We start from the raw sequence: 19,879 nt of genomic DNA, 5'->3' as shown, positions 1-19,879 counted from the left end.
CGCCGGACCGGCGGCGCGGGCGGCCGCACGGACCCGGTTCCGGCGGTCTGGACACGGCACGGTACGGAAGAGGTGGTGGCCGATGACGGCCGACGGATGGACGCGGGCCGGACGGAACCCGCTCGGCCCGGGCCTTCTCCTGCCCCTCGGCGGGCCCGGGGACGGAGCGTGGATCACCGAGCGCGCCGCCTGCGCGGTGCTGAACCGGGCGGCCGCCCGGGTGGACGGCGTCCGGCTCGGCGCCGTGAGAATCCGCCTGGCCGTACCGGAAGCGGCGCCGGAGCCGGCCGCCGGGGCTCCCCGGGCCGCGCTGCGGCCGGAACCGCTGCGGATCGAGGCGGACTTCTCGGCCTCGGCCCGGCAGCCCCTGCCCCGCACAGCGGGCGAGCTCCGCCGGGCGCTGCTCGCCGCGGCCACCGGACGCCTCGGGCTGCCGACGGCCGAGATCGACCTGCGGGTGACGGACCTGCTGGGGGAGCCCGCCCGTGCGGACGACCGGGCCGCCGACCGGGCCCCGGACCAGGCCCCGGACCGGCCCCCGGCCCGGGCCTCGGATCCGTCCGCGGCCAGGTTCGCGGACTGGCGTCCGGACCCGGCCGAAGCCGACGGCCCGGGCATGCACCCGCCCGGAACCGACGGCGCCGGACCGGCCCCGGTCTCCGGCCCCCCGCACCCGTCGCCGGGCCCGCACCCGTCGCCGGGCCCGATGCCGCACCCCTCACCCGGCCCGGTGCCCGTGCGGGAGCCGGCCGCGGAGCTGGCCGACGCCGTGACGGCCGTGCCCGGCGTCACCCGCCTCGCCCCCGTTCCGGAGCCGCCCACGGGACGGACCAGCCGGTGGCTCGCCCAAGCCGTACGGATCAAGGACGCCGACGATCCGCCGAGCCAGCACATCCGGGTCCAGCTCGCCACCGCCGAGGACCATCGCGCCCTCGACGTCGCCCGCGCCGTCCGCACGGCGGTGGCCGGGGCGGCGGAGGGCGACGCCCCCGGCCCGGTGACGGTCACCGTCCTCGTGACCGCGGTGGAACCGGCCGGGGCGCCGCCGGCCTGACGGGCCGCCGGTCCCGTCCTCCCCAACGCCCTTACCAGGGAGGGCTGTTCGCCCACGCCCGGCGTCGTCGCCCACCCCCGGCGCACAACCTTCCGGCCGCGCCACAGGTCTCACCGTATGGACCTGTGGCCCCATGGACCGTGTCCCGTCCGTCATGGCGCTGCCGGAGGAATGAGGAATCATGAGTCGCCCGCGCGCGCTGTGCGTCCTGGCCGCCCTCGGTCTCGGCGCCGCCCTCACCGGGGGTCCCGCCCAGGCGGCCGACGGGGCCCGGCAGTCGCCGGCGGCAGCCGCGTCCGCCGGCGAGGACTTCAACGGCGACGGCTACCAGGACCTGGCGATCGGAGCCCCCGACGCCACGGTCTCCGGGCACGGGCAGGCCGGCTACGTCGTCATCACCTACGGCTCGGCGTCCGGCCCCGACACCTCCTCCCGCGTGTATCTCACGCAGAGCAGCGCGGGCATCTCCGGCACCCCCGAGGAGGGCGACCGCTTCGGCGAGAAACTGATCGCCCGCGACCTCGACGGGGACGGCCTCACCGACCTCGCCGTCCACAGCGCGGGCGAGGACGTCACAGGCACCGGCAGCCGCGGCATGGTGACGGTGCTGTGGGGCCGCACCGGCGGTCTCAGCGGTGACGGCTCCGCCGTACTCAAGGCTCCGGCGGACAGCAGGTACTGGAACGTCGGCTCCAACCTCACCGGCGGCGACTTCGACGGCGACGGCAACGCCGACCTCTTCCTGGAGTACGGGCCCGACTGGGACGTGCGCTCCGTGCTCCGCGGCCCGTTCAGCCGGGCCGGGGAACCGGCGGGCGTGCAGAACCTCACCCTGTTCAGCACCGACAACAGCATTTCCGCGATCGCCGCGGGCGACATGACCGGCGACGGCATCGACGACCTCGCCACCTTCTACGCGTACCAGAACCACGCCGAGGGCGGGAAGTTCTGGCGCGGCACCGCCTCGGGCCTCTCCACGGTCCCGGCCGCGCTGCCTTCCGCGGCCACCGCCGTGACCGGCGACTTCGACAAGGACGGCATCGGCGACCTGGCGACCCGTGTGGTCCCCGGTGACATCGTCGAGAACCTGCCCGACGACGCGGGCACCGTGAGGGTCTTCCACGGAACCCCCTCCGGGCCGGGCACCGGCCGCGTCACGACGATCCACCAGGACACCCCGGGCGTCCCGGGCACGGGCGAGAAGGGCGACAACTTCGGCGCCCGCCTCTCCGCGGGGGACGCCAACGGCGACGGCTACGCGGACCTCGCCGCGGCCGTGCCCTACGAGGCCATCGGCAACCGGAGCGGGGCAGGAGCGGTGGTCCTGCTCAAGGGCGGCTCCGGGGGCCTCACCGGCACCGGCGCGCAGGCCTTCCACCAGGACATGCGGGGGATTCCCGGCATCGCCGAGACGGGCGACCACTTCGGCGACGCGGTCCGCCTCCTGGACGTTACCCGGGACGGCAGGGCCGAACTGGCCGCGTCCGCACCGGAGGAGAACGGCACCGGCGCCGTCTGGTCCCTGCGCGGCACCGCCTCCGGCCTCACGGCCGCGGGCTCGGCCGCCTTCAACCCGGTGGACCTCGGCATCCCGGCCGCGGGCTCCCGCTTCGGCGCGGTCCTCGCCAACCACACCGGCGTCTACGTGGAGTAGCCGGCACCCGGTGGCCGACCGGTCCGGGCGGCGGGGGCCCCGACAGGTGCGCGGTCGGGCACAGAACGCACCGAACGCCCGTAGGATTCGGCCGTTCCGGCGTGAACGGGCCGGGTCAGTGCCCCGTATCCGTATATGACCGAGGTGTGCGCAACAGCCGAAGCTCTCGGTCTTCACGGGGTTTGTGTACACGGGCCGCGCTTGCCGCGGCCGCAGGGGATGGGGGCGGACATGGCGGTAGTGGACAACGCGGTGCGGAGAGGCGGCGTGTCTCCGGTGGACGCGGCGCGCTGGGCCATGTGGACCTTCGTCGTCGTCAACGTGGTGATCGTCGAGGCGTTGTTCTTCGGCGCCGGTCCGGGCAAGAACGGGGTGCTCACGGTCGCCAAGTTCTTCGGAGTGCACGCGGCCCTGCTGATGCTCTGCCAACTGCTGCTGGTGGCCCGGCTGCCGTGGCTGGACCGCCGCATCGGGATGGACCGGCTCACGGTGTGGCACCGCTGGGTCGGCTTCCTGCTGGTGTGGACCGTCCTCACCCACGCCACGCTGGTGGTGCTCGGCTACGCGACACTCGACGACGCCTCCATGGGGAAGACGTTCATCGCCCTGAGCGGGGTGCCGGCCTCCCTGCTGGGCATCCTCGCCGCGGCCGTCCTCCTCGTGATCGCCGTGGTCTCCACCCGGCCCCTGCGGCGGCGGCTGCGGTACGAGGTCTGGCACGGTCTGCACCTGCTGCTCTACGTGGCCCTGGGCCTGTCGTTCGTGCACCAGTTGCTGGAGACCAAGACGTTCACCTCCTCCCCGTTCGCGACGGCCTACTGGTGGATCCTGTGGCTGTTCGCCTTCGGCGCTCTGCTGGCCGGGCGTGTCGCCCTGCCGCTGTGGCGCAACGCCTACCACCGGTTCCGCGTCGCGGCCGTGGTGCCGGAGTCGGACCACGTGGTGTCCGTGTACGTCACCGGCCGGCACCTCGGCAAACTTCCCGCCCGGGCGGGGCAGTTCTGCATCTGGCGGTTCCCCGGGCACAACCCCTGGTGGACGGCCAACCCCTTCTCCCTGTCGGCGACGCCCGACGGACAGGGTCTGCGCCTCACGGCGAAGGCGGCGGGCAGCACCAGCGCCGGCCTGCGGAACGTCCCGGTCGGCAGCCGTGTCTTCGTCGAGGGACCGTACGGGGCGTTCACCTCGCTCCACCGGACCCGGCCCGGTGCCCTGCTGATCGCCGGCGGCGTGGGCATCACGCCCGTGCGGGCACTGCTGGAGGAACAGGGGACCGGCGACATCGTCGTGCTGTACCGGGTTCGCGGCGAGGCCGATGCCGTGCTGCTGGACGAGGTGCGGGAGCTGGTCGCGCTGCGGGGCGGACGGCTGCATCTGCTCACCGGCAGGACCGGCGAGGGCGGCGCCCCGCCGTTCGGCCCGGACGGCCTGCACCGGCTGGTCCCGGACATCACCGAACGCGACGTGTACGTCTGCGGCCCGCCCGCCATGACCACGGCCGTCCTGTCCGGCCTGCGGGACCTGAAGGTCCCCGCGCGACAGGTGCACGCCGAGAGGTTCGGGCTGGCGTGACCCGGAAGGGGGCCACGTGTTCGGAACGGACGCCGGTCTTCCGGACGGCGGATGTGCTTCCGCCGGGGCTCGGGGACGGCGCGGCGCGGCGCAGCCGATGACCTGAGGCCGGGGGCCGGGGGCCGGGAGCCGGGAGTCGGGAGCCGCAGGTCAGAAGTCGGGGGGAGTTTGTGGAGGCGGCAGCGGAGGGGGTTGCGCGGCGAGCGCCGCGCCATCACGATACAGGCCCGCGTAACCGGCGGTAACCAGCCACCGGTGGCCGGAATCCCCCGCCTCCGCTCCCTCATCCCCGCCTTCGCCCCCGCATGCCCCGACGGGAAGCAGGTCCCTGCCGTGCCCACGCCATCCCGCGCTGTCTCCCCCGTACGCCTGCGTGCCGCCGTGGCCGGGCTGAGCGCCGCGCTGTTCCTCTCCGCGCTCCCCGCCACGCCCGCCGCCGCTGCCGCTGCCGACATCGCAGACGTCACCGACATCACCGGCGTCGCAGGCCTCACCGGTATCACCGGTATCACCGGTGATACCGGCATGGCCGGTACCGCCGCGTCCCCCGGTTCCGCCGGAGCCACGGGCGGCGCCGTCCCGCTCGGCGTCGGCCCCGGCGGCTACACCGACCCCGCCTTCGCCGACGCGTGCACCTTCCACCGGTACGGCGAGGGCGAGACCCCGCCGCTCGCCCTCATCGGCACCGACCCCGTCTGCGTGGAGTACGCCAAGCGCGACATCACCGTCAGCAACGGCGGCGCCCTGCGCTTCCTGCTCGCCGAGCCCGCCCGCTTCGCCCTGGCCATCCCCGCCTGCCGCTACTGGCAGTTGGACCACTGGAGCGTCCAGACCCACCCGGGCGGCCCCGCCCTCGTCGGCTGGGACGGCAGCTACTGGTTCGACCAGTCGTCCGGCGAGGCCGCGCTCAAGGCCCGCAACATCAAGGTCGCCGGGGCACCGGCCACGGGCGAGGAGGCGGCCGACGCCCTCCGCCCGTACGATCCCGCGCTCGCCGACGCCCTGCTGCGCGCCTCCCTCGGCGTCAAGGTCGAGCTGCCGCTGAGCCTGTCCTGTTCGTGGCGGACCCGGTGAACGGGCGGATCGCGCCACGGCCGAACGGGGCACCGAGCGGGACGCCGTACCCCCGCCGCCCCACCCGGCGGCAGCTCGTACTCGGGCTGGCCGGTGCCGTCGCCGCGCTGCAGACCGGGGCGGTCGCCGTCCCCGCGCGGGCCTCGGCCGCCGGGCCGGCCGCCGCGCTCGCCACCGGACCCGCCGCCGTCCCGGACATCAGTGCGTGGCGGACCGCCCTGGAGGCGTTCGCCGACACCATGGTCCCGGGCGAGAAGCGCCACTCCGGCGACCGTGCCGTCGCGGGCGCCGCCGCCGGCCCCGGTGCCGTGCAGGCCGGAACCGTCGAACTGCTGTGCCTGCCCGAGCTGGGACTCGCGCCGCTGCTGCCGGTCCTCGCCGAATTGCTGGACACCCGAGCCGTGGCGTACGCGCTCCGCAGGGGCCGGGTCCTGCTGCCGGTCCTCGGCTCCGCCTTCGCCGGTCTCGGCTTCCGTGACCGCACCGCCCTCGCCGCGGAACTGCTGGAGCCGGGCGCGGCGGACCAGAAGCTCTGGGTCCTGCTCGCCCTCTTCTCCTCGCTGGCCTTCGACACGGCGGCCCACCTCCACACCACCGACGCGATCGCGCAGCGCCATCCCGGCCTGGCCTGGAGCGCGTTCCCGCCTCCGGACGCGGACGGCCTATGGCGCTTCCCGGAGTTCGGTTACGGCCGGGAACCGGCCCGCACCCACCCGCGCACCACCTCCGGAGGCCACCCCGCATGACGACCGCCATCGAACGCACCGACGTCCTTGTCATCGGCAGCGGCTTCGGCGGCGCCATTCCCGCCTACCATCTGGCGGCGGGCGGGGCGAAGGTCACCGTTCTCGAACGCGGGCCCGAGCTCAGCGCCCAGGACTTCACCCACGACCTGCGGATGGGCGGCTACACGCGCGCCGTCGACCTCGTGCAGGGCGACGGCATCACCGTCGTCGCCGGCAACTGCGTCGGCGGCTCCAGCGTCGTCTACTTCGCCGCCTCGCTCCGCGCCCCCGGCTTCGTCTTCGAACGCCGGGGCGGCCTCGGCCGCCGCCTGTGGCCGGCCGCGCTGACCCGCGACGCCCTCGACCCCTGGTACGACCGGGTCGAGGAGGCCATCCCCGTGGCCCGGCAGAGCTGGGACGACGTGCCGTACCCCGGCGGGCTGTTCGCGGCCGCCTGCGACCGGGCCGGGCGCAGCTGCAACCCCGTCCCGCTCGCCGTCGACCTCGACACCTGCACCAACTGCAACTGGATGCTGAACGGCTGCCGCTTCGACGCCAAACGCTCCATGCTGCTCAACTACCTGCCCGCGGCCACGGCGGCCGGGGCGGAGGTGCGCCCGCTGCACGAGGTGCAGACCATCGCCCCCGCCGTCACGCCCGGCTACCGCTACCGGGTCGCGTACAGCGTGCTGGACGGCACCGACTACCGCGTCCCGGCCGGCGCGGGCCTCATCGAGGCGAAGATCGTGGTGGTAGCGGCCGGCGCCATGGCGACCCCGGTGATCCTCCGGCGGTCGGCCGCCCTGCTGGGCTCCATGCCGCGCGCGGTGGGGCGCCACTTCTCCGGCAACGGCGACCGGGTGTCCATCGCGGACGTCGACGAGAGGAAGGTGCGCGACCTGCTCGGGCTGGAGCGGGCGCCGGGTGTCCCGTACGAGGGCTTCCCCGTCGGCAAGCCGATCGGCTCGATGTCCTACGACCGGCTCGACCCGGACGCCCCGGAGTTCAGCCGCTTCTCCCTCCAGCAGATCTACTTCCCAGGCATCACGAACGTCCTGGCGCAGGCCACGGACGACCCGGCGACGAGCTGGTTCGGCACGGAGAAGAAGGCGCTGCGGGCACGCTGGCGCTCCTGGCTCTCCGTCCTGGCGATGACGGAGGACGACAACGAAGGGGTGTTCGGCCCGCCGCCGCCCACCGGCGCCGCCGTGCGGCTCGCCTCCTCGCTGAGCCTGTCCACGCTGAGGTACCGGCCGAACGCCAACACCCTGCGCGGCTGGGCGGAGGCGGACCGGGAGGCGCGGGCCGTGCTGGAGAAGGACGGGCTGGCGCGGGTGCGGCCGTGGAGCGAGTTCGCGGGGTCGGTCAGCGCGCACCCGCTGTCGTCCTGCCGGATCGGCGACGACCCGGCCACGTCCGCCCTGGACGACCGCAACGAACTGCGCGGCCACCCGGGCCTGTTCGTGACGGACGCCTCCGCCGTCCCGACCTCCCTGTGCGTCAACCCCTCGCTGACGGTCGCGGCGCTGGCCGAGCGCGCCTGCCCGTCCATCGTGGAACGGGCGGCGGAGGCCGGGGTGGATGTGCGGTACGGGGCGCCGTCCCCGGACGGCGGGACGGCGGCGCGGAAGGCGGCGCTCAGGACACTGCAGGGGAGCGGACGATGACGGGCGGAGCGGAGATGGGGACGGGCCCGGGGAAGAGCGCAGGGAAGGGCGCGGGCGCGACGGCGGGCCGCGAGGCGCTGGAGCGGCTGTACCGGCCCCGGCTCACCGGCAAGTCCGGCCGCCTGGAGGTCTGGTACGCCACCCTCACGGACCCGCGCACCGGCACGGGCGTCTGGATCCACCACGAGGTGGTCGCCCCGGCGGACGGCGGACCGGCCCGGCCGCACGGCTGGATCTCCGTCTTCCCGGCGGACGGAAGCCCGCCGGTGACGGAACGGTTCGGCCCGGAGTCACCCGGGGCCACCCTGCCGGTGGCGGACAGCCCCGTCCCGTACTACACCTCCCCCGAAGTCCACGCCTCCAGCAGCCTGCTGGCGGGGGCGGCGGGCGGCATCCGCTGGCGGCTGCGCGTGGTGGAGGGCGGCGGCGCACCGCTGTACACCTTCCCGCGCTGGGCATGGCGGACGGGATTGCTCCCGGCCGCGCAGATCGTGCCCGCGCCGGACGCCCGCTTCTACGGCGAGGTGGACGTGCACGGCGAGAAGCTGGAGTTGGCGGACGCGCGGGGCGGGGTGTCGCGGATCGCCGGGCACGGCAACGCGAAGCGGTGGGCCTGGCTCCACGCCGGCCTGGGCGGCGGCGACGTCCTGGAGATCGTGGCGGCCGTGGCCCGCCGCCCCGGGATGCGGCTGCTTCCGCCCCTCCCCCTGCTGCAACTGCGCGTCGGCGGCAAGGACTGGCCGCGCGACCCGCTGCTCGCGGCACCGCGCTTCACGGCGGACATCGGCCTGCCGGAGTGGACGGTGACCGGCCGGGCGGGCCGCCGCCGGCTCCGGGTGGAGGTCCGCCAGGACCCGGCCGACTGCGTCGCCCTCTCGTACACCGATCCGGACGGCGCGACGGCCACCTGCACCAACAGCGAGCGGGCGAGCGCGGAGGTCGTGGCCGAGCGCCGCACCGGCTCCCGCTGGGAGACGGAGCGCCGCTGGTTCCTGGACCACACGGCGCACGCGGAGGTCGGCGAGCGGCCGTGACCCCGAAGCGGTCGGTGTCCGGCCGAACGGAGCGAACCCCGCAGCCGTACACCTGACCGAGCCGCCGCTCCCTCCCCGCCGACGGAACCGGGGAGGGAGCGGCGGAGCCCGCCATACAGCCGGGCCGGACCGGCCCCGACGGCACCGCGGTCGGTTCACCCGCTCCGGCGAACTCCGCCTCGCCGAAGGGGACTCGGTACGGCCGCTCCGGAGACCGCACCGTCACGGCGGCGCGGTGAGCGACACACGGCCCGGGCCGCCACCACCGTCACCCGAAGCGCAACCGGGGCGACGAGGACGGCGTCCATCCCCTTCAAGGCGTGATCACCAATCATCCCCGGGAGAGCGACATGGCGGCCGATCGCTACCTCTGGCTGACCCGGCACGGCGAGGCGTCCCCGGACGGGAGCGCCCTGACCGGGAACGGCCGCCGCCAGGCGACGGCTCTCGGCGAACGGCTGCGGAGCCGCCCGATCTCCGTGATCCACCACGGCCCGCTGCCCCGCGCGGCGCAGACCGCCCGGCTGATCGCCGCACAGGTGGACGGCGTTCCCGTGCACCGCTGTGAGCCGGCCGGCGATTACGTGCCCCACGTCCCGCGCCGCGAGAAACGGCCGCCGGCCTCCGCGGATCTCCTGCTCGACCGACTCTCCGGATTCCCGGCGGAGGAGCGGGAGAACGGACCGGCCATGGCCCGGGAAGCCCTCCGGCGGTTCACCGGGCCGGTGGACGGTGCCGAACCGCGCCACGAACTGGTCGTCACGCACACCTTCCTGATCGGCTGGCTGGTCCGCGCCGCCCTCGACGCCCCCGACTGGCGCTGGATCGGGCTGAACCACGCCAACGCCGCCCTCACGGTGATCCGTTACGCCCCGGACCGCCCGGCCTCCGTGCTCGTCTACAACGACACGGGGCACCTGCCGCCCGAGCTGCGGTGGACGGGCTTCCCGCCCGAGCTGCGCCTCTGAGACCACACCGTACGGAAACTCCCAGTGACTTGTTCCGAACATCCGAGTTTTGACGTGCTCCCTGGCCTAAGGTCCAGGGATTCCGGCCTGGGTCGGCTGACCCTTCCGGGGGCTTCCTGCTTCACCGCGCTGTGCGGGCACGGGTGCCCGTCTTACCGGCGCTCCACAGGCGTTTGGTGTCTCCGCCCGTCCGGCGGCGACGATGCGGCGTCCTTCGCAGAGGACGTTGCGGGCTGCATTGTGGTCGCGGTCGTGCACGGTGCCACAACCCCTGCACGTCCACTCCCGGACGTGCAGGGGCTTGGGACCGTCCCGGAATCCGCAGGCCGAGCAGACCTGGGAGGACGGAAAAGCACGGTCCACCCTGGCGAAGGTGCGGCCGTGCCTGGCCGCCTTGTACTCCAGCATGCCGGTGAACGCGGACCATCCCGCGTCGTGCACCGACTTGGCGAGCCGGGTGCGCCCGAGACCGGACACCGCGAGGTCTTCCACATACACCGCTTGGTTGTCGCGAATGATCTGTGTGGATGCCTTGTGGTGGAAGTCCCGGCGCCGGTCGGCCACCCTGGCGTGCTGGCGTGCGACTTTGATGCGGGCCTTGGCCCGGTTCTTCGATCCCCTGGCCTTACGAGACAGCTCCCGCTGAAGACGCCTGAGCTTCTTCTCCGCCCGCCGCAGGAAGCGGGGACTGTCGATCTTCCTGCCGTCGGACAGGACGGCGAAGGCGGACAGGCCGAGGTCGATACCGGACTCTGCTTCCGTCTCGGGGAGGATGTCCGGCTCGGTGTCCACGACGAAGCTGAGGAAGCACCGGCCGCAGCTGTCCTTGGTGACGGTCAGAGACGTGGGTGCGGCCGGAAGCCGGCGCGACCACTTGACCTTGAGGTTGCCGACCTTGGCCACGTACACCGTGCCGTCGTCCTTCAGACAGAAGGCGTTGGTGTTGAGGCGGATCGACTGCCGGGTGTCCTTCTTCGACTTGTACCGGGGCGGCCCCACCTTGCGGCCTGGCCGCTTGCCTTTGAGGCTGTCGAAGAAGTTCTTGTAGGCGGTGTCCAGGTCCCGCAGGGACTGCTGCAGGACAACCGCCGACACCTCGGCGAGCCAGGCGCGCTCGGCGGTGCGCTTGGCCTGGGTGATGCGCAGCCGGGACAGCTCGGCCGACGTCACGTACGGCAGTCCCGCCGCGTGCGCTTGTTTCCGGTCGCGCAGGCAGTCGTTCCACACCACGCGGGCGCACCCGAACGCACGGGCCAGCGCACGGCGCTGTGCGGCGTCCGGGTAGGCCCGGTAGTTGTAGCGGAGCTGCACAACCAAGATCCTACGACGATTCACCTCACAGATGGACAGAACTATTACAGGCGGGGCAGACACGCTGTTTCCGCGATGCACGAGCATTCGGCCTTCGTGGCGAAGTACCGGCGCGGGGTGTTCAACGACGCGATGCCGACGCGCCGCGAAGAGATCATGCGCAAGGTCTGCGAGGACTTCGAGGCGGAGCTGAAGGAGTTCAACGGCGAACGCGATCACGTCCACCTGTTGGTGCACTACCCGCCCAAGGTCGCCGTCTCCAAGCTGGTCAACAGCCTCAAGGGCGTCTCCGCCCGGCGGATACGGCTGGGGGCACCTCCCGGCCGAAGGCTGGGGGAGAGTTCACCGGCCGGATCAACCGCGCCATCATGCACGGGCACCTGTGGTCGCCCTCATACTTCTCCGCATCGTGCGGCGGAGCACCGCTGGCGATCGTCCGCCAGTACATCGAGCAGCAAAAAGCTCAAGCGGCCGAGCGTGCTCCTCGGCATGGCCGAGCTGGGGCAGATCAGCGGCTACGCCCAGGCGGTGATGGGCGATGACCGGTTCCGCGACACCCGCGTCACCTGGGATTTCTGGCTGATCGGGAACACCGTGGACGACAACCTCCGGCAGATGGCCCACCAGCGCGGACGCGCACCCGGCTGCGCTGTCGACCAGCCCTCGTACCGGGTCTGGGTCCGTACCTGGGGCGAGGTGATCCAGGACTGCGAGGAACGGCTGCGCTTCTACCGCGAGCAGTTGGAGTACGAGTCGACGAGCCAGCACGCCATGGACTACCTGATCCGCGAGCACACGGATGCGGTGACGAATCTGGCCGATCAGGGTGTCCTGCCGACTCAACGGCCGGGGGAGCACAGCGTTCCGCGGTGAGCCCTTCCCGTCCGCGCGGCCGGGCGGCTTCCCTCCGCGCGCGGCCCTGTCGCCGTTCAGCGTCCGCGCCGTTCACGGAAGTGGCTGCGGGGGCGGGAGTTGCTTGCGAGGGTGGGGCCATGGTCGCTTCGCATCGTCTTCGCCGCCGTCCCGGTCCCGGCCCCCACCCCACGGCCGTGATCGTGGCCGGGCCCGGGACCGGGACCACCGGGCCCGGGACCGGGACACGTAGACGGTCCGGCGGCACGGTCGGAGGGCTCCGCGCGCCGAGCGGCCGATGAGGCCGGGGCAGGGCCCGGTTCTCGGCCCGGCGGAGAGCGAAGGGCGGTTCGGGGCCGCGGGCGGGCCCAGGGGCGAGCCGGTGGGGGAAGTCGCCGGCGGACCTCCGGCGGCTGTCCCGGCGCCGGGCAGGGAGGCGCCCAGCCCGCGCGGGCACGTTGAGGCGTGGCTGCGGCGGCACCGCCGGTGGGTCCTCGCGGTCCTCGTGGCCGCGCTGCTCGGACAGATGGCGGTCGCCATGGTCACGACGGCCGTGCGGCAGACGCCGACCATCGACGAACCCGTGTACGTCGGCACGGCCGAGGTCTACCGGCGCGAGCACAGCCTGCGGTTCAACCCCGAACACCCGCCGCTGGGCAAGCTGGTCATCGCGACCGGAACGGCCTTCGCCGACGCCCGTCTCGAACCGGGATTCGACGGCGACCAGACGGAACTCGGGCGGCGTCTCCTGTACGAGTCGGGCAACGACCCGGGGCGGCTGATGCTGCTGGCGCGGCTGCCGGTGATCGCGCTGACCCTGCTGTTCGGTGTTGTCGTCTTCACCTTCGCCCGTGATCTGGCCGGTGCGCTGGGCGGCTTGGTGGCACTCGCCCTGTACGCGTTCTCCCCCGACGTCATCGCCCACGGCTCGCTGGCCACGCTCGACGCCCCGGCGGCCGGCTTCCTGCTGACGTCCGTCTGGCTGCTGTGGCGGGCCCGGCGACGACCGCTGCTCTGCCTCCCGCTCGCCGGTGCGGCGCTCGGCGCGGCCGTGGCGACGAAGATGAGCATGCTGGCGGCCGTTCCGGTGCTGCTGCCGCTGGCCGCGCTGTCGACCGTCGTCCGGTACCGGCGCAGAACGGACGGCGGGCCGGGGAGCGACGGCAGCCCCACCGCCTCCGGCCGCCCCCGCGGCCTCCCCCAACTCCCCCGGGCCGCCCGGCTGCTGTGGCCGGCTCTCCTGGCGGCGGCAGGCGTGGCCCTGGCCGGCATCGCCGTCGTCTGGGCCTCCTACCTGGCCGTCGATCCACGGCTGCGCTGGACGGCGCCGGGGAGCGTTCCGGACGCGCACGGGCTGCGCGGACAGCTCGTCGCCCTGCTGCCGTTCCCCGAGCCCTTCCGGGACGGGATGCTCATCCAGTTCGCGTTCGAGGACGCCGGGTGGGAGGGCTTCCTCTTCGGTCGGCACTACAGCGGTTCGCTCTGGTACTACCTGCCGGCCGCGCTGCTGGTGAAGACACCCCTCGGCGCACTCGCGCTGTGGACGGCGGGCGCGGTGGCACTGGTGACGATTCCCCGGCTGCGCCCGGCGGCACCGTACGTACTCGTCCCGGCGGCCGTACTGCTGCTCGCGGCCATGAGCGGGGACCGCGATCTGGGCGTCCGCTACGCCGTCTTCCTGCCGATGCTGCTGGCGGTCGCGGCGGCCGGTGCGGTCGCCGTCGCCGTCGCCGGTAGAGCCGGTGCGGTGGCCGCACTGCGGACGCCCGCGCGATGGCGGCGCGCCCTCGGGGCGACGGTCGCCGCGCTGCTCCTCTTCGCCGCCGTCAGCTCACTGCGGACGTTCCCGTACTACCTGCCGTACGCGAACGAGGCGTTCGGCGGGCCCTCGAACACCCACCGCCATCTGCACGACTCGAACGTCGACTGGGGCCAGGACCTGGGACGGCTTGCCGACCGTCTGCGGGAACGGTACCCGGGCCAGCGGGTCTGGCTGGTCTACAAGGGCAGCGGCGTCCCGTCCCACTACGGCATCGAGGCGTCCGATCCCCGCAAGGTGCCGCCGAGCCGGGTGCGCGGGCTGCTCGTCGTCTCGAACTCCGCGATCGCCAAGGCGGAGGGCAGACTTGCGGCGCTGGTGGAGAGCAGCAGGGCGGTCGAGCAGGTCGGCCACTCGATCACGGTCTTCCGCCGGTAGGTGCGCTGCGCTGACCAACCCGGGGGTGCGCCTATGGGTTCGGCCAAGCTGATCGGTCAGGACGATGGCAGGACGGGAGTTCGAGCAGGTGTGGACTGCAGCAAGGCGGACTCTCGGCGATGCAACGGGCTGAGGCCCGTGGCACGTTCAACCTCGGGTCACCGATTGTGGGCAACTGGCCGCCCAGCGCACCAGGGTGTCGGCAAGATGAATGTTCTGTCGACCGGGACCAGGGGGCGAACATGGCGGAGAACGGGCAGCCTGTAGCAGTGTGGCTGGGCGCAGCGGCATCCGCCCTGGCCCTGCTCGCCTTCTTCGGCGTGACCAGCTTCGACGAACTGGGCGCGAAGCTCGACCCCGAGTCCGCGTCCCGCGACGCCTGTGCGGATGCCTCCCGGGCCTGGCGGGAGTACGGGGAGGACATGCCGTCGATGGGCATGGAACAGTCCTTGCGCCTCTACGGCCAGAAGCTCTCGGCAGTCGCCGAGGAGACCGAGGACGTGGAGCTGAGGGAACTGCTCCGGATCGACGGGGAGGCCTCCACGGAGTTCGCCCAGGCGATGGCGCGCAAGGAGAGCTACCGGTCGAGCGCCTCGACGCGCAGCTACAACGCCAGACTGGCCTGGGGAAAGCTCTGCACCGAACTCAGTGAAAGCAACTGAGGCTTTCCCCCCGGGGACCGGACCGGGCCCATGGACGGCTTCCCCGCCGATACCGGTCTGAGCACCCACACCTGGCCCAGAGGACGACACACCACAAGTCCGTCCCTGCTCACGGGCGTTCCGCCACGCGGTCGTATCAGCCCAGCGCCTTGACCATCACCTGTTCCCGCGTCACCCCGTCGGACAGAACGTCCCCAGACTCCCCCGTGGCGACGAAGCCGTGCCGCCGGTAGAGCGCGGCGGCGGGCTCGTTGCCCGGGATCACGGCGAGCTTGAGTGCCGTGGCCCCGGAGCGCCGGGCCCACGTCTCGACCGCCGCCAGCAGTTCGTCCGCCACACCCCGCCCCCGCGCCTCCGGGCCGACCCACACCGACCGCAGCTCACACAGCCCGTTCCCGTCCGGAACGCCACTGGCCATTCCGACGGCCCGGCCGTCCAGCAGGGCGACGACGTTGTAGGCGTCGGGCGCCTCCAGGCGCGCACGCCACCGTTCCTCGCCACCCCGGTCCCACTCCGCGAGCCGGACCTTGAAGGCGTGGGGCGCCTCGCTCAGCGCGGCGAGACGGACTTCCCGCCACAACGGCCAGTCGTGCTCCGTGAGAACTCGCAGTCGCAGCATGGCTTCAGTGTGTCCCTGCCCCGGCCGCCCGGATGACCGCACCCACGAGCGGTTGCCGTCTGTGCTTCGGCCACGTGTGCTCGGAGTCTGCCGCTGACCCGGAACGCCGACGGGAGCGCATCTGGCAAGATCGGCTGATGACTCGGGCTCCGGTGACCTGAACAGGATCGAGCTCGCCGACTGGCGAGCTGTCCGCTCCTGGGCTTCCCTCGCCCGGGTCTGCCGCTTCCAGACCTGGGGACCCAACGCCGAAGAGCAAACGCGCGCGTTCGTGGCAACCGCCGTCGATGCCTGGGCGCACTCACCTCAGCAGCGGTTCGCTTATGCGGCACGTGTCCAGGGCGACGTGGTCGGCATGTGCGAGCTCCGTGTCCGGAGCCGAGCGCAACGCCAGGGCGAGATCGCCTATGCCGTGCATCCCCGGGTCTGGGAACGGGGCGTCGGAACGGCGATCGGGCGGGAACCCCTTGCACGAGGGTTCGAGGATCTCGGGCTGCACCGCATTCATGCCACCTGTGACCCGCGGAACCTCGCGTCGGCACGGGTTCTCGTCAAGCTCGGCATGACCTGGGAAGGGCGTCATCGTCACACTGCCCTGATACGGGACCGTTGGCGAGACTCCGAGGTGTTCGGCATCCTCGAAGACGAGTGGCGTGAGAAGAACGGCCGGGATGTCCACGAGTAGTGCTGTGACCGGGAAGGTTCGCCGGAGTGCCGGCTGAGCCGGTTGGATGTAAGGCCACATTTGGTCGCGCCCCGAACCACGTGATCCTGGAGCCTCTCCGCTCACAAGGGCAGCAAGATCCGCCAATGGGCTGGGAAGGAACAAGGTCGAGCTGTGCTTCACCCCGACCAACGCCTCCTGTGCCAACCCGATCGAGGCGCACTTCGGCCCGCTGAGGCAGTTCACCCTGGCCAGCTCCAACCATCCGAACCAACCGTCCAGACCCGTGCACTGCACGCCTACTTGTACTTGCGCCGGGCGCAACGCCAACACCCGCCATCCCGCCGTGCCGGCCGCCCAGCGCAAGGAGCGTGCCCGCATCGCGGCGAGAAGGGCTTCCGCTGGGGCAAACGCCCCTTCCTCAACGCCGCATGACAAGACGGGTCGCGAGACGCTCAACCGATAGGGACTCTCTCCTTGAGAAAGCCGATCAGCAGGTCGGTAACGGTCGATGGCCGCTCCAGGCTGGGAAGGTGACCTGCCCATGGCAGTTCGACATGGTCGGCGTTCGCGAGCAGATGGCGCAGTCGGGCAGCGATCTGTCGGAAGTCCTCCAGATCATGCGCGCCCGACAGGACAAGGCATGGCGCTTGAATTGCCGCCAGATCGACCACGGCCTTGACTGGCTCGAACTCCTCAGGGGCGGCCAGCTGCAGCTCGAAGGCGTGCCGCTGCATCTGGCGTACCGCCTCGCGGGCGGTCTCGTCGGCGTCCGGGCCGAGCCAGGTCTCGACCATCAGTTCCGTCGCGCCGACGATGTCCCCCGCCTCGATCAGCGCTTCCTCGCGCTCCCCGAGCGCACTCAGTTCGGCAGAAGGCTCATGACCGGGCAGGGCGGAACAGAGCAACCCAATGGCGCTCACCCGATCCGGCCAGCGCGCGGCGATCTCCAAGGCGACCTTCCCGCCGTACGAAGATCCCACCAGTGCCGCCTGCGCGATGCCCAGAGTGTCCAAGAGGGCCAGCACATCCTCGGCGTCGCTGTGAGGCCGGTCCGGCGCTGGAGTCCCACCGAAGCCCCGGAGATCACAGCGCACCAGCCGGTAACCGGCGTCAATCAAGGCCGGCCACTGGGCATCCCACATCCGCCGGTCACACACCCCGGAATGCAACAGCACCAGGACCGGACCGCCTCCGGCCACATCATGAGAGAGCGTCATCCGGCAGACCCTACGCAGCGGCTGTTCGAAACGCCTCCCGATTAGCGCCGCCGCTTCCCCGCCGGTCACCTCGGCGAACCATGGCGGTCACAGCAGTGGCCAGGCCGGCTGTGCCATGGTCCGGCCGTGTCGTGGGCGCGCGGCAGCAGTGGGGATCACCGGGGAACCGCCAGGCGGCGTTCGGCGAACTCCTTCGGGGTGCTCGGTGCTTCCGCGGTGCCCGCCCGGGAACTCGGCGACGTCCGTGCCGAGCATTCGCGCCAGCCGCGTGGCCGGTCCGGACAGCGGCACCTGCTCGCGCGAATCGCGGCCGACCGCCAGAACCAGCCGGTTGGGCAGGTTGGCCTGCATCCGGGGCGTCATTTCCCGAAGCTCAGCCGGGAGTTCGGTGCCCGCCTCCGTCTCCGCCTCCGCCCGCTGCTCCCCCAGCCCTTCCGCGAAGCGCGTCACCGCCGCTCCGGCGCCCTCCTTCCGGGAACTACCTCGCGCACCTCGGCGGTGCCCGTACAGCGCATTTTGCTGAAGTTGGCGACGGCAAGGGTGAGTTCGGCCCAGACGGTCTTGTGGGGCGGCGGGCCCGTGGTGACGCCCCAGCGGTCGGCCAGGGCTTCGACGAGGAGCAGGCCGCGGCCCGACTCCGCCTCGGAAGCGGGGCACTCGGGAACGGAGGCCGGCGGAAGGCGGTCGTCCCGGGTGTCGGTCACTTCGATACGGAGCGTGTCGGCGTCCAGGAGGGTGAGCGCCAAGCGGAAGTCGCGCCCCGGTACACGCCCGTGGAACGCGGCGTTGGCGGCCAGCTCGGCCACGATGTGTTCGGCCGTCTCGTACGGCAGCTCCCACGAGCACAGTTGTGCCACGGCGAGGCGCCGGGCGAGCCGGGCGCCACGGCGGGTGGGAGACAGCCGGACGCTGAACTCCCGGGCTGGAGCGGAATTTCCGGTTCGGGTGATTTCTTGCTTCACATCACTCAGCGTGGCCGTTCCGGGTCTACCGTGACCAGTAACGGCGGCGGCACGCAGAGTATTTGTCGGCCGCGTGCGGAATCGGTACCGCCAGTCGGTCGTGTCGTCCTCCGTACGCAGCCGTTCCACACATGACGAAGGGGGTCTTCATGAGCGTGGACGGAAACGGTACGGGCGAGCGCGGTACGGAGTACACGACGGACGGGGCGGACAGCGCCTGCTGGGCTTCCGCCGTGGACGACGACGGGGCGGTACTGCGGACGGTCGGCCGCCAGATCAAGCTGTGGCGGGAGGCCGCGGGCCTCAAGCAGTCGGAGCTGGGCAAGGCCATCGGGTACGGCGAGGACCTGGTGTCGTCGGTGGAGCGCGCCCGTCGCGTACCGCAGCCGGAGTTCCTCAAGAACGCGGACCAGGCGCTCCAGGCCGGCGGCCGGATCGCGGCGATGGCGAAGGACGTGGCGGAGGCCCGCTATCCGAAGAAGGTTCGGGATCTGACCCGGCTGGAGGCAGAGGCAGTCGAGCTCGGGTCGTACAGCAACCACAACATGCACGGCCTCTTGCAGACGGAGGAGTACGCGAGGGCTCTGTTCACCATGCGCCGCCCGGCGTACAGCGTGGATGAGATCGAACGGCAGGTGGCGGCCCGGATGGCCCGGCAATCAGTCTTCACTCGTCAGCCCGCCCCCCACCTCACCTTTGTCCAGGAAGAGGTAACCCTGCGGCGCCCGATCGGAGGCAGAATGGTCCTGCGACGCCAGCTCGAACATCTGCTGGATGTCGGCCAGTTGCGGAACGTCGCCATCCAAGTGATGCCGACGAACCGCCAGGAACATGCCGGGATGGCCGGCGAACTTCGCGTGCTGAAACTCAAGGACGGTACAACGGTGGGGTACTCGGAGGCTCAGCTCACCAGCCGCCTGGTGTCGGATCCCGCCGCGGTGCAGATCCTGGAAATTCGGTACGGAATGCTCCGGGCCCAGGCCCTTTCGCCGCCGGAGTCGCTGGCCTTCATCGAAAATTTGCTTGGAGAGACATGACCCTCAAGTCAACGGCCGGAGACGGTTCTGCGCCCCAGTGGACCAAGAGCAGCTACAGCAGCAACGACGGCCCAGATTGCGTCGAGGTCGCGGCCATACCCGGAACGATCCTGGTCCGTGACTCCAAGAACGCCCAAGGCCCACAGCTCGGCTTCGAGCCCGGCGCCTGGGCCCGCTTCCTCTCGTACACCACCGAGCGCTGACCCCGCCCCGCCGAAGAGGAGTTGGAGAGGCCATGGCCCTCAGTCCTTCGCTCGGAGACGATCCCGTCCTTGAGTGGCACAAGAGCAGCCACAGCAGCAACGACGGCCCCGCCTGCGTCGAGGTCGCCGCCGCACCCGGGACCGTCCTCGTCCGCGACTCCAAGGACCCCCGGGGCCCGAGGCTCGCGTTCAGGTCCGGCGCGTGGGCCGGCTTCGTCCGCTTCGCTGCCGCGGGCTGACTGCGGGTCCTCGCCCCCGGGACGGCCCCGCCGCGGCCGGGTTGCCCGCCCCGCCGCTGTTCGTGCCAAACGAAATACCCCGGACGCAATTGACGTCCGGGGTATTTCGTTGCGTATATTAGAGGTTTCCGTGTCCAGACCGAACGGCGGCACGGAGAAGCTTTA

The 19,879-nt window shown here is 72.3% G+C and carries 20 protein-coding genes and 2 pseudogenes; 17 read left to right on the top strand and 5 right to left on the bottom strand.

The annotated features are described in order from the left end of the window. The first annotated feature begins 82 nt into the window (after window positions 1–82). The 8 genes from SXIN_RS17815 (at window position 83) to SXIN_RS17780 (ending at window position 9,748) form a co-directional block, all read left to right on the top strand. A complete protein-coding gene (locus SXIN_RS17815) occupies window positions 83–1,054 on the top strand; it encodes a hypothetical protein (protein ID WP_095757220.1) in 972 nt (323 codons plus the stop codon). Between the two features lie 181 nt (window positions 1,055–1,235). Then, window positions 1,236–2,708, top strand: coding sequence for an FG-GAP repeat protein (locus SXIN_RS17810; RefSeq protein WP_019711859.1), 1,473 nt, complete (start codon window positions 1,236–1,238; stop codon window positions 2,706–2,708). 231 nt (window positions 2,709–2,939) lie between these two features. Continuing rightward, window positions 2,940–4,280: a ferredoxin reductase family protein gene (locus SXIN_RS17805; protein ID WP_192883600.1), complete on the top strand. Its 1,341-nt coding sequence runs from the start codon at window positions 2,940–2,942 to the stop codon at window positions 4,278–4,280. 333 nt (window positions 4,281–4,613) lie between these two features. Beyond that, entirely contained in the window at window positions 4,614–5,354 is a 741-nt protein-coding gene (locus SXIN_RS31295; protein WP_157916299.1) for a hypothetical protein, read from the top strand. Continuing rightward, window positions 5,339–6,100, top strand: a complete 762-nt coding sequence (locus SXIN_RS17795; RefSeq protein WP_238153796.1) for a DUF5987 family protein — start codon at window positions 5,339–5,341, stop codon at window positions 6,098–6,100. The genes SXIN_RS31295 and SXIN_RS17795 overlap by 16 nt, the downstream gene beginning before the upstream one ends. After that, window positions 6,097–7,746, top strand: coding sequence for a GMC family oxidoreductase N-terminal domain-containing protein (locus SXIN_RS17790; RefSeq protein WP_019711863.1), 1,650 nt, complete (start codon window positions 6,097–6,099; stop codon window positions 7,744–7,746). Before SXIN_RS17795 ends, SXIN_RS17790 begins: the two co-directional genes overlap by 4 nt. Further along, the gene (locus SXIN_RS17785) at window positions 7,743–8,780 is read left to right on the top strand and encodes a hypothetical protein (protein WP_019711864.1); all 1,038 of its coding nucleotides are present in this window, start codon (window positions 7,743–7,745) and stop codon (window positions 8,778–8,780) included. The genes SXIN_RS17790 and SXIN_RS17785 overlap by 4 nt, the downstream gene beginning before the upstream one ends. Before the next feature lie 350 nt (window positions 8,781–9,130). Continuing rightward, window positions 9,131–9,748 carry a histidine phosphatase family protein gene (locus SXIN_RS17780; RefSeq protein WP_039824484.1) on the top strand — a complete coding sequence of 206 codons (618 nt, stop codon included), beginning with the start codon at window positions 9,131–9,133 and terminating at the stop codon, window positions 9,746–9,748. Window positions 9,749–9,814: 66 nt separating this feature from the next. Here the strand turns inward: SXIN_RS17780 and SXIN_RS17775 are convergent, their stop codons facing one another. Then, the gene (locus SXIN_RS17775; RefSeq protein ID WP_019711866.1) at window positions 9,815–11,059 is read right to left on the bottom strand and encodes an RNA-guided endonuclease InsQ/TnpB family protein; all 1,245 of its coding nucleotides are present in this window, start codon (window positions 11,057–11,059) and stop codon (window positions 9,815–9,817) included. Between the two features lie 75 nt (window positions 11,060–11,134). Between SXIN_RS17775 and tnpA the strand changes: the two are divergent. The 4 genes and pseudogenes from tnpA to SXIN_RS17755 form a co-directional block, all read left to right on the top strand. Then, window positions 11,135–11,520: pseudogene (tnpA, locus tag SXIN_RS17770) on the top strand (IS200/IS605 family transposase); the annotation flags it as partial. A gap of 28 nt (window positions 11,521–11,548) precedes the next feature. Beyond that, the gene (locus SXIN_RS17765; protein ID WP_095757219.1) at window positions 11,549–11,932 is read left to right on the top strand and encodes a hypothetical protein; all 384 of its coding nucleotides are present in this window, start codon (window positions 11,549–11,551) and stop codon (window positions 11,930–11,932) included. 361 nt (window positions 11,933–12,293) lie between these two features. Continuing rightward, window positions 12,294–14,108: an ArnT family glycosyltransferase gene (locus SXIN_RS17760; RefSeq protein ID WP_420341058.1), complete on the top strand. Its 1,815-nt coding sequence runs from the start codon at window positions 12,294–12,296 to the stop codon at window positions 14,106–14,108. A gap of 242 nt (window positions 14,109–14,350) precedes the next feature. Beyond that, window positions 14,351–14,770: a hypothetical protein gene (locus SXIN_RS17755; RefSeq protein ID WP_039824492.1), complete on the top strand. Its 420-nt coding sequence runs from the start codon at window positions 14,351–14,353 to the stop codon at window positions 14,768–14,770. 136 nt (window positions 14,771–14,906) lie between these two features. On the opposite strand, the gene SXIN_RS17750 is transcribed toward SXIN_RS17755, so the two are convergent. Next, window positions 14,907–15,389, bottom strand: coding sequence for a GNAT family N-acetyltransferase (locus SXIN_RS17750; protein WP_039824494.1), 483 nt, complete (start codon window positions 15,387–15,389; stop codon window positions 14,907–14,909). Window positions 15,390–15,510: 121 nt separating this feature from the next. Between SXIN_RS17750 and SXIN_RS17745 the strand changes: the two genes are divergently transcribed. Beyond that, the gene (locus tag SXIN_RS17745; RefSeq protein WP_337589371.1) at window positions 15,511–16,074 is read left to right on the top strand and encodes a GNAT family N-acetyltransferase; all 564 of its coding nucleotides are present in this window, start codon (window positions 15,511–15,513) and stop codon (window positions 16,072–16,074) included. 90 nt (window positions 16,075–16,164) lie between these two features. Next, a pseudogene (locus SXIN_RS32275) lies at window positions 16,165–16,488 on the top strand (IS630 family transposase); the annotation flags it as partial. 20 nt (window positions 16,489–16,508) lie between these two features. Here SXIN_RS32275 and SXIN_RS17735 read toward each other — a convergent pair. The 3 genes from SXIN_RS17735 to SXIN_RS17725 all read right to left on the bottom strand — a co-directional run bounded on the left by SXIN_RS17735 (window position 16,509) and on the right by SXIN_RS17725 (window position 18,235). Next, the gene (locus tag SXIN_RS17735; protein WP_019711870.1) at window positions 16,509–17,273 is read right to left on the bottom strand and encodes an alpha/beta fold hydrolase; all 765 of its coding nucleotides are present in this window, start codon (window positions 17,271–17,273) and stop codon (window positions 16,509–16,511) included. Between the two features lie 87 nt (window positions 17,274–17,360). Continuing rightward, window positions 17,361–17,723, bottom strand: a complete 363-nt coding sequence (locus tag SXIN_RS17730) for a hypothetical protein (RefSeq protein ID WP_019711871.1) — start codon at window positions 17,721–17,723, stop codon at window positions 17,361–17,363. Continuing rightward, on the bottom strand, window positions 17,720–18,235 hold the full coding sequence (locus tag SXIN_RS17725) for an ATP-binding protein (protein ID WP_050931252.1): 516 nt from the start codon (window positions 18,233–18,235) through the stop codon (window positions 17,720–17,722). Before SXIN_RS17725 ends, SXIN_RS17730 begins: the two co-directional genes overlap by 4 nt. A 149-nt stretch (window positions 18,236–18,384) precedes the next feature. Here SXIN_RS17725 and SXIN_RS17720 point away from each other — a divergent pair, with 149 nt between their 5' ends. Genes SXIN_RS17720 through SXIN_RS17710 form a run of 3 tightly spaced genes read left to right on the top strand, consistent with a single transcriptional unit; the run spans window position 18,385 to window position 19,714 of the window. Beyond that, the gene (locus SXIN_RS17720) at window positions 18,385–19,272 is read left to right on the top strand and encodes a helix-turn-helix domain-containing protein (RefSeq protein ID WP_095758086.1); all 888 of its coding nucleotides are present in this window, start codon (window positions 18,385–18,387) and stop codon (window positions 19,270–19,272) included. Continuing rightward, a complete protein-coding gene (locus tag SXIN_RS17715) occupies window positions 19,269–19,475 on the top strand; it encodes a DUF397 domain-containing protein (RefSeq protein WP_019711874.1) in 207 nt (68 codons plus the stop codon). Before SXIN_RS17720 ends, SXIN_RS17715 begins: the two co-directional genes overlap by 4 nt. 32 nt (window positions 19,476–19,507) lie before the next feature. Further along, window positions 19,508–19,714 (top strand): DUF397 domain-containing protein, encoded by a 207-nt coding sequence (locus SXIN_RS17710; RefSeq protein WP_019711875.1) that lies wholly within the window; start codon window positions 19,508–19,510, stop codon window positions 19,712–19,714. The last annotated feature ends 165 nt before the right edge of the window (window positions 19,715–19,879 follow it).

It is taken from the genome of Streptomyces xinghaiensis S187, assembly GCF_000220705.2.
Taxonomy (GTDB): domain Bacteria; phylum Actinomycetota; class Actinomycetes; order Streptomycetales; family Streptomycetaceae; genus Streptomyces; species Streptomyces xinghaiensis.
Note: the sequence above shows the minus strand (reverse complement) of the source record. Positions and strands in the feature narration are given on the sequence as shown.

What these genes read in the sequence shown, in the direction of transcription:
- SXIN_RS17815 (WP_095757220.1), top strand. Translation starts at nt 83, where the DNA reads ATGACGGCCGACGGATGGACGCGGGCCGGACGGAACCCGCTCGGCCCG.
- SXIN_RS17810 (WP_019711859.1), top strand. Translation starts at nt 1,236, where the DNA reads ATGAGTCGCCCGCGCGCGCTGTGCGTCCTGGCCGCCCTCGGTCTCGGC.
- SXIN_RS17805 (WP_192883600.1), top strand. Translation starts at nt 2,940, where the DNA reads ATGGCGGTAGTGGACAACGCGGTGCGGAGAGGCGGCGTGTCTCCGGTG.
- SXIN_RS17790 (WP_019711863.1), top strand. Translation starts at nt 6,097, where the DNA reads ATGACGACCGCCATCGAACGCACCGACGTCCTTGTCATCGGCAGCGGC.
- SXIN_RS17785 (WP_019711864.1), top strand. Translation starts at nt 7,743, where the DNA reads ATGACGGGCGGAGCGGAGATGGGGACGGGCCCGGGGAAGAGCGCAGGG.
- SXIN_RS17780 (WP_039824484.1), top strand. Translation starts at nt 9,131, where the DNA reads ATGGCGGCCGATCGCTACCTCTGGCTGACCCGGCACGGCGAGGCGTCC.
- SXIN_RS17765 (WP_095757219.1), top strand. Translation starts at nt 11,549, where the DNA reads ATGGCCGAGCTGGGGCAGATCAGCGGCTACGCCCAGGCGGTGATGGGC.
- SXIN_RS17755 (WP_039824492.1), top strand. Translation starts at nt 14,351, where the DNA reads ATGGCGGAGAACGGGCAGCCTGTAGCAGTGTGGCTGGGCGCAGCGGCA.
- SXIN_RS17750 (WP_039824494.1), bottom strand. Translation starts at nt 15,389, where the DNA reads ATGCTGCGACTGCGAGTTCTCACGGAGCACGACTGGCCGTTGTGGCGG.
- SXIN_RS17735 (WP_019711870.1), bottom strand. Translation starts at nt 17,273, where the DNA reads ATGACGCTCTCTCATGATGTGGCCGGAGGCGGTCCGGTCCTGGTGCTG.
- SXIN_RS17720 (WP_095758086.1), top strand. Translation starts at nt 18,385, where the DNA reads ATGAGCGTGGACGGAAACGGTACGGGCGAGCGCGGTACGGAGTACACG.
- SXIN_RS17715 (WP_019711874.1), top strand. Translation starts at nt 19,269, where the DNA reads ATGACCCTCAAGTCAACGGCCGGAGACGGTTCTGCGCCCCAGTGGACC.
- SXIN_RS17710 (WP_019711875.1), top strand. Translation starts at nt 19,508, where the DNA reads ATGGCCCTCAGTCCTTCGCTCGGAGACGATCCCGTCCTTGAGTGGCAC.